General features: G+C 45.3%; 14 protein-coding genes, 1 tRNA gene and 1 riboswitch. Of the genes, 4 read left to right on the top strand and 11 right to left on the bottom strand.

What is annotated here, in order from left to right; all coding sequences use genetic code 11:
* Window positions 1-14: 14 nt before the first annotated feature.
* From oppB to moaA, 7 genes are all read right to left on the bottom strand, one after another.
* Entirely contained in the window at window positions 15-935 is a 921-nt protein-coding gene (gene oppB / locus JQC93_RS09950; protein ID WP_205158288.1) for an oligopeptide ABC transporter permease OppB, read from the bottom strand.
* 103 nt (window positions 936-1,038) lie between these two features.
* A complete protein-coding gene (locus JQC93_RS09945; protein WP_205158287.1) occupies window positions 1,039-2,646 on the bottom strand; it encodes an ABC transporter substrate-binding protein in 1,608 nt (535 codons plus the stop codon).
* Between the two features lie 356 nt (window positions 2,647-3,002).
* On the bottom strand, window positions 3,003-3,452 hold the full coding sequence (gene moaE, locus JQC93_RS09940) for a molybdopterin synthase catalytic subunit MoaE (RefSeq protein ID WP_236009458.1): 450 nt from the start codon (window positions 3,450-3,452) through the stop codon (window positions 3,003-3,005).
* A 1-nt stretch (window position 3,453) separates the two neighbouring features.
* Window positions 3,454-3,708, bottom strand: a complete 255-nt coding sequence (moaD, locus tag JQC93_RS09935) for a molybdopterin converting factor subunit 1 (protein WP_205158286.1) — start codon at window positions 3,706-3,708, stop codon at window positions 3,454-3,456.
* On the bottom strand, window positions 3,705-4,184 hold the full coding sequence (gene moaC / locus JQC93_RS09930) for a cyclic pyranopterin monophosphate synthase MoaC (protein WP_205158285.1): 480 nt from the start codon (window positions 4,182-4,184) through the stop codon (window positions 3,705-3,707). The genes moaD and moaC overlap by 4 nt, the downstream gene beginning before the upstream one ends.
* Window position 4,185: 1 nt before the next feature.
* Complete coding sequence (moaB, locus tag JQC93_RS09925) at window positions 4,186-4,698, bottom strand: molybdenum cofactor biosynthesis protein B (protein WP_205158284.1); 513 nt, start codon at window positions 4,696-4,698, stop codon at window positions 4,186-4,188.
* Window positions 4,699-4,721: 23 nt separating this feature from the next.
* The gene (gene moaA, locus JQC93_RS09920) at window positions 4,722-5,744 is read right to left on the bottom strand and encodes a GTP 3',8-cyclase MoaA (RefSeq protein ID WP_408068597.1); all 1,023 of its coding nucleotides are present in this window, start codon (window positions 5,742-5,744) and stop codon (window positions 4,722-4,724) included.
* Window positions 5,718-5,879: riboswitch (molybdenum cofactor riboswitch) on the bottom strand. It overlaps the preceding gene by 27 nt.
* 187 nt (window positions 5,880-6,066) lie before the next feature.
* On the opposite strand from moaA, the gene yvcK reads away from it, so the two are divergent.
* The gene (gene yvcK, locus JQC93_RS09915; protein WP_205158283.1) at window positions 6,067-6,963 is read left to right on the top strand and encodes a uridine diphosphate-N-acetylglucosamine-binding protein YvcK; all 897 of its coding nucleotides are present in this window, start codon (window positions 6,067-6,069) and stop codon (window positions 6,961-6,963) included.
* Window positions 6,964-6,988: 25 nt separating this feature from the next.
* Here the strand turns inward: yvcK and JQC93_RS09910 are convergent, their stop codons facing one another.
* The 3 genes from JQC93_RS09910 to uvrB form a co-directional block, all read right to left on the bottom strand.
* Complete coding sequence (locus JQC93_RS09910; protein WP_205158282.1) at window positions 6,989-7,333, bottom strand: Hpt domain-containing protein; 345 nt, start codon at window positions 7,331-7,333, stop codon at window positions 6,989-6,991.
* Complete coding sequence (luxO, locus tag JQC93_RS09905; protein WP_205158281.1) at window positions 7,326-8,690, bottom strand: quorum-sensing sigma-54 dependent transcriptional regulator LuxO; 1,365 nt, start codon at window positions 8,688-8,690, stop codon at window positions 7,326-7,328. Before luxO ends, JQC93_RS09910 begins: the two co-directional genes overlap by 8 nt.
* Before the next feature lie 83 nt (window positions 8,691-8,773).
* Complete coding sequence (gene uvrB / locus JQC93_RS09900) at window positions 8,774-10,828, bottom strand: excinuclease ABC subunit UvrB (RefSeq protein WP_205158280.1); 2,055 nt, start codon at window positions 10,826-10,828, stop codon at window positions 8,774-8,776.
* A 532-nt stretch (window positions 10,829-11,360) separates the two neighbouring features.
* On the opposite strand from uvrB, the gene JQC93_RS09895 reads away from it, so the two are divergent.
* Window positions 11,361-11,436: transfer RNA gene (locus JQC93_RS09895), tRNA-Asn, on the top strand.
* A 228-nt stretch (window positions 11,437-11,664) separates the two neighbouring features.
* On the opposite strand, the gene nsrR is transcribed toward JQC93_RS09895, so the two are convergent.
* Complete coding sequence (nsrR, locus tag JQC93_RS09890) at window positions 11,665-12,090, bottom strand: nitric oxide-sensing transcriptional repressor NsrR (protein ID WP_205158279.1); 426 nt, start codon at window positions 12,088-12,090, stop codon at window positions 11,665-11,667.
* 109 nt (window positions 12,091-12,199) lie between these two features.
* Here nsrR and hmpA point away from each other — a divergent pair, with 109 nt between their 5' ends.
* Together hmpA and JQC93_RS09880 are read left to right on the top strand one after the other, a co-directional pair.
* Window positions 12,200-13,384, top strand: coding sequence for an NO-inducible flavohemoprotein (gene hmpA / locus JQC93_RS09885; protein ID WP_205158278.1), 1,185 nt, complete (start codon window positions 12,200-12,202; stop codon window positions 13,382-13,384).
* Between the two features lie 42 nt (window positions 13,385-13,426).
* On the top strand, window positions 13,427-14,056 hold the full coding sequence (locus JQC93_RS09880) for an alternative oxidase (protein WP_205158277.1): 630 nt from the start codon (window positions 13,427-13,429) through the stop codon (window positions 14,054-14,056).
* Window positions 14,057-14,119 lie beyond the last annotated feature (63 nt).

The following is a 14,119-nucleotide window of genomic DNA, read 5'->3' as shown; positions in this document are numbered from 1 at the left end:
TATTCAGTCCCCTATTAGTAACGAATCTTCGGATCGATCGCAGCGAGCAGTACGTCGACAATTGCATTGAAGAGAATAAACAGGAAACCAATCAAGATGGTTACACCCATTACTAGTGAGTAGTCACGGTTAAAGGCGGCGTTGACGAACAACTTACCAATACCAGGAAGACCGAATACGGTTTCGACAACAACCGAGCCAGTGATGATACCTACAAACGCAGGGCCCATATAAGAAACAACTGGAAGCAGTGCTGGTTTCAGCGCGTGCTTAACAATGATATATGGGTAGCTCAACCCTTTTGAGCGGGCAGTACGAATAAAGTTACTATTCAGAGTTTCAATCATCGAGCCACGGGTAATACGAGCAAAAGTTGCTACGTATAAGAGTGACATTGCGATAACAGGCAAAATAATGTATTGCCAGCTGCCATCAAACCAACCACCGGCAGGTAGCCACTTGAGATTTAGGGCGAAGATGTAAATTAGTGTAGGGGCTAGTACGAATGACGGGAGAACAACCCCCACCATTGCCGTGGACATTATAAAATAGTCTAACTTGGTATTTTGCCGCAAGGCAGCAATGGTGCCTACGCCAACGCCCAAGATAACGGTAAAGATAAAAGCGATAAAGCCCACTTTAAGAGACACAGGGAAGTGGCTACCAATCAATTCGTTTACCGTGCGGTCAACGTATTTGAATGAAGGGCCAAAGTCGCCTTGCATCACGTTTAATAAATAAGAGGTGTATTGCTCAAATACAGGCTTATCCAAGCCGTATTTTGCTTCAATGTTGGCTAGAACTTCCGGTGGCGGCGTTTTCTCACTTGAGAACGGGCTACCAGGAGCAAAGCGCATGAGAAAGAATGATACCGTGATCAACACCAACATCGTTGGGATTGCTTCCAGTATACGTTTCATAATGAATCTAAACATAAATCCACTTCCAGTCTGTGACAGTATTTAAAGTTAAAACAAAGGCTCTGCATGTGCGATAGCACATGCAGGCCTGTATATTATTGTTTTTTTTTGCTAAGGATTACTTAGCTAGGATGTAAAGATCTTTAGAGTAGATCTTCTCTTCAGCGTTGTTTGATGGGAAACCACCAACTTGCTGAGATAGTAGACGTGAACGTACGTATTGGTAGATAGGCGCGATTGGCATATCTTCAGCCATTAGACGTTCAGCTTCTAGGTAGATTGCAGTACGCTCTTCTTCAGAAGTAGAGCTTAGCGCTTTCTCGATAAGTGCATCGTACTCTGCGTTGCCCCAGTGTTGACCACCGGTCGTGTTAGCAGAAACCATTAGCGTTAGGAAAGATGATGCTTCGTTGTAGTCACCACACCAACCTGCACGAGCCACTTCGAAGTTACCTTCGTCTTTAGTCTGTAGGTAAGTTTTCCACTCTTGGTTTTCAAGAACAACTTCAAGACCAAGCTTCTTCCACATAGAACCTAGAGCAACCGCGATTTTCTTGTGGTTCTCTGAAGTGTTGTATAGAAGAGTGAACTTAAGTGGGTTGCTTGGACCGTAACCAGCATCTGCAAGTAGCTTAGCTGCTTCTGCGTCACGCTCTTTCTGAGTTAGCTTGCCGTACGCTGTCATCTCTGGGTTGAAGTTTGCAGTGATTTCAGGCGTTAGGAAGTAAGCTGGTTTTTGACCTTGAGCTAGTAGAGCATCAGTAACGATCTGACGGTCGATAGCGTAAGAAACTGCTTTACGTACGCGAACATCATCAAATGGTGCTTGCTTAGAGTTAAACTGGTAGTAGTAAGTACATAGTGAACCTTCTACAGAAACCTGCTCTGGGTACTCTTTCTGCAGACGCTTAAAGTGCTCTGTAGGAAGAGAAGAAGTGAAGTCGATTTCGCCAGATAGGAAACGGTTCATTTCAGATACTTGGTCTTCGATAGGAAGGAAAGTAACTTTAGTCAGTTTGGTGTTAGCGTTGTCCCAGTACATTTCGTTGCGTGCAAGCTCTAGACGCTCGTTCACAACCCAGTTGCTTACTGTAAATGCGCCGTTACCTACGAAGTTCTCTTGACGAGTCCACTGGTCACCGTGCTTTTCAACAGTCGCTTGGTGAACTGGCTTCATTGTAGTGTGGCCAGTCATCATTACGAAATAAGGTACCGCTTTTTCTAGCTTAACTTCTAGAGTGTAATCGTCGATTGCACGAACACCTAGCTCGCTCTTGTCTTTCTTACCGCCGATAACGTCTTTAGCGTTAACCATCTTGGTGTATTCCATGTACCAAGAGTACGGAGACGCAGTTGCTGGGTCTACAGCGCGTTGGAAAGAGTATACGAAGTCGCCTGCAGTTACAGGGTCGCCGTTAGACCATTTTGCGTCCTTACGTAGGTTAAATACGAAAGTTTTGTTGTCTTCAGTTTCCCAAGAAGTCGCTACACCTGGGATAGTGTTGCCGTCTGCGTCTTGGTTTACTAGGCCTTCAAGAAGGTCACGAATTACGTGAGACTCTGGAACACCTTGAGATTTGTGTGGGTCGATTGTAGCAACTTCAGTACCGTTACCACGTACTAGCTCTTGTTTTTCGGCTAGATTTTCTGCTGCTGCAGCGTTAAACGCTAGTGACAAGCTCGCGCCCATTAGAAGAGCACTAGTGATTTTATTCATTTTGTACATGCATTAACTCCAAGTTGTAATTTTGCATCCATGTCTTCTTTGCGATGGCTAGAACGGTAAGCCCTTTATGTTTTTCAGTTATAAATAACGAAAAAAAACATAAATTGTCGCAAAGATGCGGCACAACTTAGCAAGCCTTGAAGTAATTTGCCATAAAAAAGTCGTATTGCATGTTCTAAATTTTCGTCTACATCAATTTTTTAGCCTTTATGACTATTTAATGCACACTTAACCCTATTCTGGCCTAGATTTTTACTTGAAAATTTGATGGGTATCACTTTAGTGGTAGAAGAAAGGCCTGGTGGGTGTTCCAGGCCTTAAATAAAAAATCATTTATGAGGTATTTTTACGAGTATTTATTCCCATTTATGCAGTGCATCGCGGTCGCTTTGACGTTGCTCAATCCAGTGTTCGCCGCTGTCTGTGCACTCTTTTTTCCAAAAAGGGGCTTTTGATTTTAGTGCATCCATGATGAACTCGTTGGCGTCGTAGCATTGACCACGATGCGCACTGCTGGTGATCACTAGTACTATCTGCTCACCGGTCTGCATTAAGCCGACTCGATGAATAATCAGCACTCGTTGCAGCTCCCAGCGTTCTATCGCTTCCTCGGCAATCCCATGCAGCGCTTTCTCGGTCATGCCTGGGTAATGCTCTAGATGTAAAGAAGTTACGCCCTGCCCAAGGTTCATATCGCGAACCTTACCAACAAAACTCACGACAGCTCCGACCGCCGTATCATCAGCTATGTTGGAATACTCGGCCCCTAGATCGAAATCTTGCTGTTGGACTCTAATATCAATCATATTAGCCACCTGTAACAGGCGGGAAAAACGCGACTTCGTCACCTTGAACGATTTCGGTGCTCATAGGCACCATAGTTTGGTTTACTGCAACGAGTAGGTTTTCAGTACCCAATGCGCGCTCATGCGCCTTACTCTTTGTGAGCAAATGAGTACGCACACTTTCTGCTGTAGCGCTATCCAAAAGCTCTAATGAGACGCTGTCTGACATCTTGCCAATGATTTCACGGGTTTTTGCAAAGTAAAGTACGTTAATCATGCGTCCACCTTAAAATGTCCTGATTTTCCACCCACCTTTTCGACCAAGCGCACTTGCTCGATAACGATGTCTTTCTGCACGGCTTTACACATGTCATAAATAGTCAGCGCCGCTACTGAAGCTGCGGTAAGCGCCTCCATCTCAACGCCTGTCTTGCCACTTAGTTTACATAGCGTTTGTACGTGGATTCGTTGCGTCGCTTCATCAACACTTAAGTCAACTTCTACTTTGCTCAGCATTAATGGGTGACACAAAGGGATCAGATCCCATGTGCGTTTTGCGGCCTGAATACCGGCAATGCGCGCAGTCGCAAACACATCGCCTTTATGATGACGGCCTTCGAGGATCATCGATAGCGTTGCAGGAGATACTTTAAGATAGGCTTCTGCTCTCGCTTCTCTGGCTGTCTCTACCTTTTCAGAGACATCGACCATGTGAGCATCGCCTGAGCTATTAATATGAGTAAACTGCGTCATACTACAATCCAATATGTGGCATAAAGTTACACGGCTTCTGGCTCGCATCCAATTGCATTTTGATGATTTTTGTCCAACCCGTTTTGCACGCACCTGTTGAACCAGGCATAGCAAAAATCACAGTGTTGTTGGCAAAGCCTCCTAATGCACGGGATTGGATGGTGGACGTACCAATTTCTTCGTATGAAACGTGCCTAAATAGCTCACCAAAGCCTTCGACTTGCTTGTCGAACAACGCAGAAATAGCTTCTGGAGTGGTGTCGCGCTGAGTGAATCCCGTGCCGCCCGTAATAAGGATAGCTTCAATAGACTCATTGGCGATCCACGACGACACTATTGCTCTGATTTTATATTTGTCATCGATCACAATCTGCTTGTCGGCGAGATTGTGTCCTGCTTCTTTGAGCGAGTCGGCTAGGTAACCGCCAGAGGTGTCCGTCTCTTCTGTGCGGGTGTCAGAAACCGTCAGTACTGCGATATTAGCTGGTCGAAATGGTGAGTTTGCGTGTCCCATGGTATTCCTCTAATAATAGTGTTCTAGCCGCCAATAGAAGCAAGGTGTGGGGTTGCCCCACTATTACCTTGATCAAGAAAATGGCTGACTTTTTTCGTTTCTAATTGCTGCTGGATAAATTCAATTAACGCAGGTTGATCGTCATCGTTAGTAAGCAGGTGTCGTAAGTCCAATCCGCCTTCACCAAATAAGCACAGGTGCAGCTTACCCATTGCCGAAACGCGTAGGCGATTGCAACTGGTGCAAAAGCCCTTTTCGTAGGGCATGATCAAGCCTATCTCACCGAGATAGTCGGGGTGGTAATACACTTGCGCTGGGCCATCGTTAGCTTGACGACTTTTTAGCAACCAACCTTGCGCAATGAGTCTATTGCGAATACTGACTCCACTGACGTGGTGACGCGCAAATAGATCGTCCATTTCGCCCGTTTGCATCAATTCGATAAAACGCAGTTGAATTGGGCGATGCTTAATCCAATCTAAAAACTGAGGCAAGCTGTAGTCGTTTAAATCTTTCATTAAAACGGTGTTCACTTTAACCTGTTTAAACCCCACCTCGAAGGCGCGGTCGATACCCGACATCACTTGTTTAAAGCGGTCTTGTCCGGTAATAGCGTTAAATTGATTGGCATCCAAGCTGTCCACACTCACGTTAATGTGGGTCAACCCAGCATCGCGCCACTGCGCAACGTGTTCGGCCATACGGTAGCCGTTTGTGGTGGTCGCCACTTTTTCTATGCCCTGGGTTTGAGCTACGCTGGCAATTATCTCGGTAAAGTCTTTACGCAACGAAGGCTCACCACCGGTGATACGAACTTTGTTCGTCCCACAATGAGCAAACGCAGAGACCACTCGCTGAATTTCATCGAGTTGTAGAAAAGAAGAGTTTTTAGTGCCGTTTGGCCGGTACCCATCGGGTAGGCAGTAATTGCACTTAAAATTGCATACATCAGTAATGGACAATCTTAAATACAAAAAACGACGTTCGAACTTGTCTTGTAAGACAGGTTCGACAGTTTGTTTAATGTCCACAAAACACCTTTCCAAATACGGGAGGCCAGTCCATTTCTAGAGTGACCCTGGTGATGCACCACTTCACCAACACGGTGGGTGAGCATCACGGCGCAATATTCATATTACTTTTCATAACGTAGAACATTGGGCTCGGAGTTATCGACAAGCAGGCTTGTCATGAACGTACACGATACCGAAAAATTCTGGCTGTTTCTATCTGTAAGCCTCATAACCAACGTATTAATAGCGAAATTTGTGCATTGGGCAGAAATTACGGTAATTGCATTGTCTTGCCTGCATATTTGACCTCATAATATTGAGACCTTAATAAGTATAGTCAAAGAAGCAATACAGCATGAGTCACAATCCTTACAGTGAAAAGCATGTCGTTGCCATTGGTGGCGGTCATGGACTTGGCAGAATGCTCGCAGCTCTGCAAAACTTTGGTGGCAATGCCACTGGAATTGTGGCCACAACAGACGATGGCGGTTCAACGGGTCGAATTCGTCATTGCCAAGGTGGGATTGCTTGGGGCGACATGCGTAATTGCATCAATCAGCTCATTACCGAACCGTCAATTAACTCAATGATGTTTGAGTATCGATTTAAAGGTGCCGGAGAGCTTGATGGACACAACTTAGGGAATTTGATCTTAGCAGCGCTAGATAACATGTCAGTTCGCCCATTGGCTGCGGTGAATTTGATCCGCGAGTTTCTCAAGGTCGATGTCAATATTCTTCCAATGACCGAACACCCTGCCGATCTATGTGCATTGTCAAAAGACGGACGCTGGGTTAAAGGCGAAACCAGCGTTGATGAAATGAATGATGAATTACAGATGTTGGACATTGAGCCTGAAGTGCCAGCAACTCAAGAAGCCATTGAAAAAATAGCGCAAGCCGACACGATTATTTTAGGACCTGGCAGCTTTTTAACCAGCATCATGCCCCCTCTTCTTCTGCCAACATTGGCCAAGGCGATTGCATTAAATACCAATGCAGAACTGATATTTGTGGAGAACCTTTCCCCGGAGTTTGGGCCGGCAGGCAAAATGGCCTTTAAACAGAAACTGGAGTGGTGTGAACGTGCTTGTAGAGGTAGGAAAATAGATACCATTATCGGACCTGGTACCGACGATGAAGTAATTCAGGCTTGGCGTTACTTAGAAACCGACCTTGCGTCGTCGAATCGCGATTGGCGTCACGACAGAGAAAAGCTCCAAATTGCCATTGAAGCGCGAATTTTTAGTTAGATACTTGTCCGCGCAAAAAGACTGTTCACGAATAGCGCTGGTATTCTTCCAGCGTTAGTTCCAGTGAGGCGATTAGTTGGTTTTTTGTCTCTTGGCTACAGATGGTCTGATTACGTTTGACGGCGGTGTCGATCTGAATGGCCACTTGCAATAACGCGTCCGCGCCAAAACTTGCTGCACTGCTTTTTAAAGAATGGCTAATGTCGGCACAATGTTTCTCTAATTGTTCAGAGGCTTTAAGCCTTACAATGTAGTCTTCTAACTCTCCAATAAAGCATCCCAACAACACAGGTAAGTGAGCCTCACCGACATCACTCTTCATCTTATCTAATGCTTTAGGGTTTAGAATTAACACTGTTTGCTCACTCATGCTTCATTGACTGCCATTGTTTAATCTTACGGTATAGGGTCGATGGGTTTACTTCTAGTGATGTCGCGGCTTTATTTACGTTGCCTTCAAATTTTTCAATCGCGTGCTCAATGGCTTTTTTCTCTGTCACCCATAGCGGCTCTATGTGAGCACTAGGCGCATCTGTAGTGTTACTGCTGCCTTCAGACTCTACAAACTGTTGCAACTGGGGCGGAAGCATCGGGATTGTGATCTCTTGCCCCTGATACAATACAACGGCGTGACGGATAACATTTTGTAGCTGTCGCACATTTCCAGGCCATGGATAGCGTTTAAATAGTTCTATGACTTGTTGAGTAAATTGAATAAATTCTTTCTCTTCTTCACGCGCCATAAATGCGAGTAATGAGTACGCAATGTCAATAACGTCACCGTCTCGTTCACGCAGCGGTGGCAAGTGAAGTGGGATAACATAAAGGCGATAATACAAATCTTCTCTAAAACGGCCTTCTGTTACCTCTAACCATGGGTCTCTATTAGTGGCGCAAACAAAGCGAACGTCCACCGTATGTAGATGAGACGAGCCTACTTTTTGAAAACTTCCGGTCTGGATGAATCGCAACAGCTTGGTTTGCAAATCTAAATCCATCTCACAGATTTCATCAAGAAAGAGTGTGCCACCGTCGGCGAGCTCTGCTGCACCTTGGCGATCGGTTGCGGCACCCGTAAAGGCCCCTTTAATATGGCCAAATAGCTCACTTTCGATCAGATCCTTCGGAATTGCGGCACAATTTATCGCGATAAATGGCTTGGTACTGCGTTTACTGGCCGCGTGGATCGCCTCAGCACACACCTCTTTACCAGTACCACTTTCACCGGTAATAAATATACTGGCTTTTGAGTTAGAGGCAGAATCGATGGTTCGATACACATGTTGCATGTTTTCGCTGCGCCCAACAAACCCCTGATAACGTGCTCCAGCACCTTCCGTCATCGCTTGTTGGCGATAGCTACGAAGAATATTATTCACCAGCACACGCAGCGAATCAGCTTCGCAAGGTTTGACCAAAAAATCCACCGCTCCAAGCCGCATAGCTTCGACCGCAGTCTCAATTGACCCATGCGCCGTCATCACCACAATTGGTACTTCTGGATGACTGGCTTTAATGGATTTAAGCACTCGCATCCCCTCCATATCAGGAAGGCGCAAATCCAATAGCACCAAATCGGGTTGACGTTTGTTAACCTCAATAAGTGCTTCCGCACCATGGCCAACGACTTGAACGTCTAACTCCAACGGGGTGAGATAAGATTTGTATAACAGCGCGACAGATTGAGTATCCTCAACCATCAGCACATAGGGAGCAGTGTCTGACATAAATAATACAAAAGTTTAATTAATTGTTACGCATTCTGCATCATCTGTCCCGATGTCACAACACGATATGCTATAAGTGAGAACTAACTATTTGCGATAAACTGTTTTTTTAGTACGTCCAGTTGATCACGCTTAGCAGCCGCTTCCTCAAACTCTAAGTTTTGAGCATGCTGATACATCTGCTCTTCTAATTGTTGCATCGTTTTTTCCAACTCTTGTGGCGACAACAGTGCATAATCGGATTGAGGCTCTGCCACTTTCGACAACGGCACCACTTTAGATGCTTTCTTGCCTTTACTAGCCGTAATATCACCCAACTCCATAATGTCTTTTACGTTTCTGGCCAATGCTTGCGGCTCGATACCGAGTTTTTCATTATGAGCTTGCTGTTTTTCACGACGGCGGTTGGTCTCATCCATCGCTTTTTGCATAGAATTAGTAATACGGTCGCCATACAAAATCGCCTTACCAGCCAAGTTACGAGCGGCGCGGCCAATGGTTTGTATCAGTGAACGCTCTGAGCGCAAGAAACCTTCTTTATCAGCATCAAGAATCGCCACTAAGGATACTTCGGGCATGTCTAACCCTTCTCGGAGCAAGTTAATACCGACCAACACATCAAACTCACCTAAGCGAAGATCACGAATAATCTCTACTCGCTCAACCGTGTCGATATCAGAGTGTAAATAACGCACGCGAACGCCATGTTCGTCTAAGTATTCAGTAAGATCTTCCGCCATACGTTTGGTTAGCGTGGTCACCAATACGCGTTCATCAATGGCGCTACGCTTTCTAATTTCGGACAACAGATCATCCACTTGGGTCGCCACCGGCCTCACTTCGAGAACCGGATCCAACAGCCCTGTCGGCCTGACCACTTGATCCGCAACTTCACCAGCACTTTTGTCCAGCTCATACGCGCCAGGCGTTGCAGAAACAAAGATAGTTTGCGGGGCAATAGACTCAAACTCTTCAAATTTCATTGGTCGGTTGTCGAGTGCAGAAGGCAGTCTAAATCCATACTCCACCAACGTTTCTTTTCGTGACCGATCACCTTTATACATCGCGCCTATTTGCGGCACAGTTACGTGTGACTCATCAATAACCAACAGACCGTCTGCGGGTAAATAGTCAAATAAGGTCGGTGGCGGCTCGCCTTCCTCACGACCACTCAAGTAACGGGAGTAGTTTTCGATACCCGAGCAAAAGCCCAACTCATTAATCATTTCAATATCGAACTGAGTACGTTGAGTTATCCGTTGCTCTTCCAGCAGTTTGTTATTCTCTAACAAATAGGTTTGTCGCTCTTTAAGATCGCGCTTTATATCTTCAATGGCATCAAGCAGCTTTTCTCGCGGTGTCACATAATGGGTTTTGGGATAAACCGTGTATCTCGGCAAGTCATTGGTAATAATGGCGCCGGTTAGTGGATCGAACGTGCTGATCCGCTCAACTTCACCATCGAACATTTCTAAACGAACCGCTTCATGTTCAGACTCTGCTGGGTAGATGTCGATAACCTCGCCGCGCACCCTAAATTGACCACGTTCAAACGCCATATCGTTTCGGCTATATTGCAACTCGGCCAGTCGACGCAAAACCGCACGTTGGTCTAACATGTCTCCGCGACGAAGGTGAAGCATCATTTTTAAATAGGAGTCTGGATCGCCCAAACCATATATCGCCGAAACTGAAGCAACGATAATGGCGTCTTTACGCTCGAGTAACGCCTTTGTTGCAGACAAACGCATCTGTTCAATATGAGCATTGACCGAGGAATCCTTTTCTATAAAGGTGTCGGTGGTTGGAACATAGGCTTCTGGCTGATAGTAGTCGTAGTAGGAGACAAAATACTCGACAGCATTATTCGGAAAGAAACTTTTCATTTCTCCGTAGAGCTGTGCGGCGAGTGTTTTATTCGGAGCAAGTAGAATGGTTGGCCTAGCCGCTTTTGCAATAACATTCGCTAGGGTAAATGTTTTACCCGAGCCGGTTACGCCTAACAATGTTTGGTGAGCCAAACCAGAATCCAATCCATCACAAAGCTGAGCGATAGCGGTAGGTTGATCCCCTGCTGGTTGGTATTTAGAGACAACTTCAAACTGTTTACCTAGGCGATCTGTTTCACGACTGTCCATTTATCTCACTCCCTACAAACTTGACCGCTTATTCTGCTTAGATTTACGGTTATAATCAACAATTAATGGATAAATAAACAGTAGCAAACAGGTGATGAATTTGGTATATTTTTCAGCCCGCGAGAAATTGCCAAGATAAGCCAAACGATTTCATCCACTGGTTTTCCCCAAATTGACACTGTTCTGACACACTAATCTGGTGCTTGAAGCCTTTTAGGGTGTAACCCAAAGTTCAACGAAATCTCAATTTTTCGATGCAACACTCTGTTATATATAGGCTTTCGCTCTGATTTTCATTTTCTCGCAATTTCTCCTGTGGATAACTTTTTAAGTCACCCCGAAGTACGCACAGCGTTATCCACAAAAATGGTGGATAACTAAAGTTAGCCCTTTTTCTATAAGGGCTGCAAAGCGGACCACTTAATTACCTACAGACCAATTCGAATAAAAAACCACCAAATGAATCCATTTTTTTATTTTCTGTGTTGACACAAACTAGGGCCGAAAGTAATATGCACCCCGCTAACGCAATTCCCCCTTAGTTCAGTTGGTAGAACGGCGGACTGTTAATCCGTATGTCGCAGGTTCGAGTCCCGCAGGGGGAGCCAAATTTAAAGCCCTAGTCGAAAGACTGGGGCTTTCTCGTTTCTACTCCCCGATATTTTGCGAACGGTGACTATGTCACAGCCGCAACGCCGGCCGGTACGAGTTCCGCAGGGGGCGCGCGGCTAGCGGAGCCAAATTCAAAGCCCTAGTCGAAAGACTGGGGCTTTCTCGTTTGTCGCTTCTCGTTTGTCGCTTCTCGTTTCTCGCCCCTTGAGCGAAATATCAACCAACTACGGTCTAGTCAGCAATATTAGCAACTCTGCATTATCAGACATTAAGTCTTCAATAGTGCACTCATCAAGCTCTGCTAAAAATGCCTGTTTGGCTGCGGCCAATTTTTCTTTAAGCCGGCACGCAGGTGTAATGTGACAAAATTCAACGGAGCAGTTCACCAGTTGCAGTGGCTCGAGATCTCGAACAACGTCACCGACTCTGATCTCCTTCGGCAATTTATTAAGTCGAATCCCACCATTTTTTCCGCGAACGGTATGAACATAGCCTAGCTGACCTAACTTATTGATAACTTTAACCATATGGTTCCGAGACACACCGAATAGCTCGGTAGCCTCACTTATGCTTGTGAGCTCATCTTTTGGCAATGCAGCCAAGAAAATCAACGTTCTAAGCGCGTAGTCGGTAAAGTTTGTTAAATGCATACTGTGTTCCTCCGTGAGGCTGAAAGCTTAATTCTTTTCTTGCCTAAAAGATATATTTGAGATACAACTTTAAACATGCATTAAGAATACATGTTTAAAGGAACACACTATGCTCAGCGCAAAAACGATTGAAATCATAAAAAGTACCGCTCCAATTGTCGAACAAACTGGTCCTAACCTTACCGCGCATTTTTACGAACGCATGTTCGCTGGTAATCCTGAGCTTAAAAATATATTCAATATGAGTAATCAGCGAAATGGCGACCAAAGAGAAGCATTGTTTAACGCAATAGTGGCTTACGCTAAGAATATCGACAACGTGTCCGCCTTAGTTGGCGCGGTCGAAAAGATTGCACATAAACACACCAGTTTCCAAATCACTAAGCAACAGTACGACATTGTGGGTCAGCACCTTATTGGCACAATCGATGAGTTACTTGCACCGGGTGAAGAGGTACTCGCAGCATGGGCCGAGGCGTATGGTGTTTTGGCCAATATTTTTATTGAACGTGAGGAGCAACTATACCAAAGCAATGAAAACCTTGAAGGTGGTTGGCGCGGCCTTCGCGACTTCAAATTGGTCGAAAAGAAATTAGAAAGTGAACATATCTGTAGCTTTGTATTTGAACCCGTAGATGGAGGCACTGTTTCGCCCTTCAAGCCTGGGCAATACGTTGGCATTTATATCAATAGCGACTCCTTTGAGTTCCAAGAAATTCGTCAATACAGTTTGTCGTCGTCGGTTCAAACCGATAGTTACCGAATCTCGATCAAACGCGAACCGGATGGTAAAGTCTCAAATTATCTCCATGACGAGCTCAGCATCGGCGATACGGTTCAGCTGACTTCTCCTGCAGGCGATTTTTTTCTCGACGTAGATAACACGACTCCAGTGGTACTCGTGTCTGCCGGTGTTGGCCTTACTCCTACGCTCTCTATGTTAGAAACTCTCAATCAGCATGACGCACCAGTTACATGGGCCCATGCTACCGAAAATGGTACACAGCACGCCTTTAAAGATCACATCAACCGTCTAACCGCTAACCACGCCAATATCGACGCGTTCGTTTGGTACAACCAACCGACCAAAAACGATGTAGAAGGTGCTGACTACCATTTCACTGGGTTGATTGATCTTCATGAGATCAAAGACGCCGTTATACAAGCTGGTGCACAAGTCTACTTTTGCGGCCCAGTAGGCTTTATGCAACATATCGCAAGGCAGTTACTCGAACTAGGCCTAAATAGCGAGCAGATGCATTATGAATGCTTCGGTCCCCACAAAGTCATCTAGTCCACATCATCCCCTATCGCGATTCAATTGAAGGATATAGTCATGTTTAAACAGTCTCATCATCGCCCAGAAACATTTTCTGAAAAGCTGGCTCTTTTTATCACACGTATTTTAAAAAAGACCCTTAATCTTTTTTATGGAAAGCGGTTAGCTAAACGAGCTATGTTGCTCGAAACAGTTGCCGCTGTGCCGGGTATGGTTGCGGGCATTTTTAACCACCTAAAAGCACTAAGGCGCATGAAAGACGATGGTGGCTGGATCAAAGAGCTGTTGGATGAGGCAGACAACGAACGAATGCATCTAATGATTTTTTTGGCCGTGACCAAGCCGTCTATTATTGAACGCATACTGGTTATGACATTGCAGTTTATGTTTATTATCGTTTATGGCCTGATATATCTGTTTTCCTCTCAAACAGCGCACCGAATCGTCGGCTACTTTGAGGAAGAAGCGTGTACTAGTTACTCTGAATACATTTCAAAGATTGAAGAGGGAACCTTGCCAAACCCACCCGCTCCTGAGATAGCCATTAACTACTATGAATTACCTGATACTGCGAGTTTTCTAGATGTTCTAAAACGCATACGAGAGGACGAAGCCCAGCATCGTGATAAAAACCATGACATTGCGGATCTATATAAAAACAATCAATTACCAGAACACCAAAGCTAAACGCCCGTAAAAACCCCCTTATACGTTGAGCCGCCCAATTCACAGGTGGCTCAATTGCCAGTC

The sequence above is a fragment of the Vibrio ulleungensis genome (assembly GCF_016900875.1).
GTDB classification, from domain to species: Bacteria; Pseudomonadota; Gammaproteobacteria; order Enterobacterales; family Vibrionaceae; genus Vibrio; species Vibrio ulleungensis.
Note: the sequence above shows the minus strand (reverse complement) of the source record. Positions and strands in the feature narration are given on the sequence as shown.

Bases quoted from the DNA above. Each gene is read 5' to 3' on its own strand.
- yvcK (WP_205158283.1), top strand. From the start codon at position 6,067: ATGAGTCACAATCCTTACAGTGAAAAGCATGTCGTTGCCATTGGTGGC.
- uvrB (WP_205158280.1), bottom strand. From the start codon at position 10,828: ATGGACAGTCGTGAAACAGATCGCCTAGGTAAACAGTTTGAAGTTGTC.
- hmpA (WP_205158278.1), top strand. From the start codon at position 12,200: ATGCTCAGCGCAAAAACGATTGAAATCATAAAAAGTACCGCTCCAATT.
- oppB (WP_205158288.1), bottom strand. From the start codon at position 935: ATGTTTAGATTCATTATGAAACGTATACTGGAAGCAATCCCAACGATG.
- JQC93_RS09880 (WP_205158277.1), top strand. From the start codon at position 13,427: ATGTTTAAACAGTCTCATCATCGCCCAGAAACATTTTCTGAAAAGCTG.
- luxO (WP_205158281.1), bottom strand. From the start codon at position 8,690: ATGTCAGACACTGCTCCCTATGTGCTGATGGTTGAGGATACTCAATCT.
- moaD (WP_205158286.1), bottom strand. From the start codon at position 3,708: ATGATTAACGTACTTTACTTTGCAAAAACCCGTGAAATCATTGGCAAG.
- moaC (WP_205158285.1), bottom strand. From the start codon at position 4,184: ATGACGCAGTTTACTCATATTAATAGCTCAGGCGATGCTCACATGGTC.
- nsrR (WP_205158279.1), bottom strand. From the start codon at position 12,090: ATGCATTTAACAAACTTTACCGACTACGCGCTTAGAACGTTGATTTTC.
- moaE (WP_236009458.1), bottom strand. From the start codon at position 3,452: ATGATTGATATTAGAGTCCAACAGCAAGATTTCGATCTAGGGGCCGAG.
- JQC93_RS09910 (WP_205158282.1), bottom strand. From the start codon at position 7,333: ATGAGTGAGCAAACAGTGTTAATTCTAAACCCTAAAGCATTAGATAAG.
- moaB (WP_205158284.1), bottom strand. From the start codon at position 4,698: ATGGGACACGCAAACTCACCATTTCGACCAGCTAATATCGCAGTACTG.
- JQC93_RS09945 (WP_205158287.1), bottom strand. From the start codon at position 2,646: ATGTACAAAATGAATAAAATCACTAGTGCTCTTCTAATGGGCGCGAGC.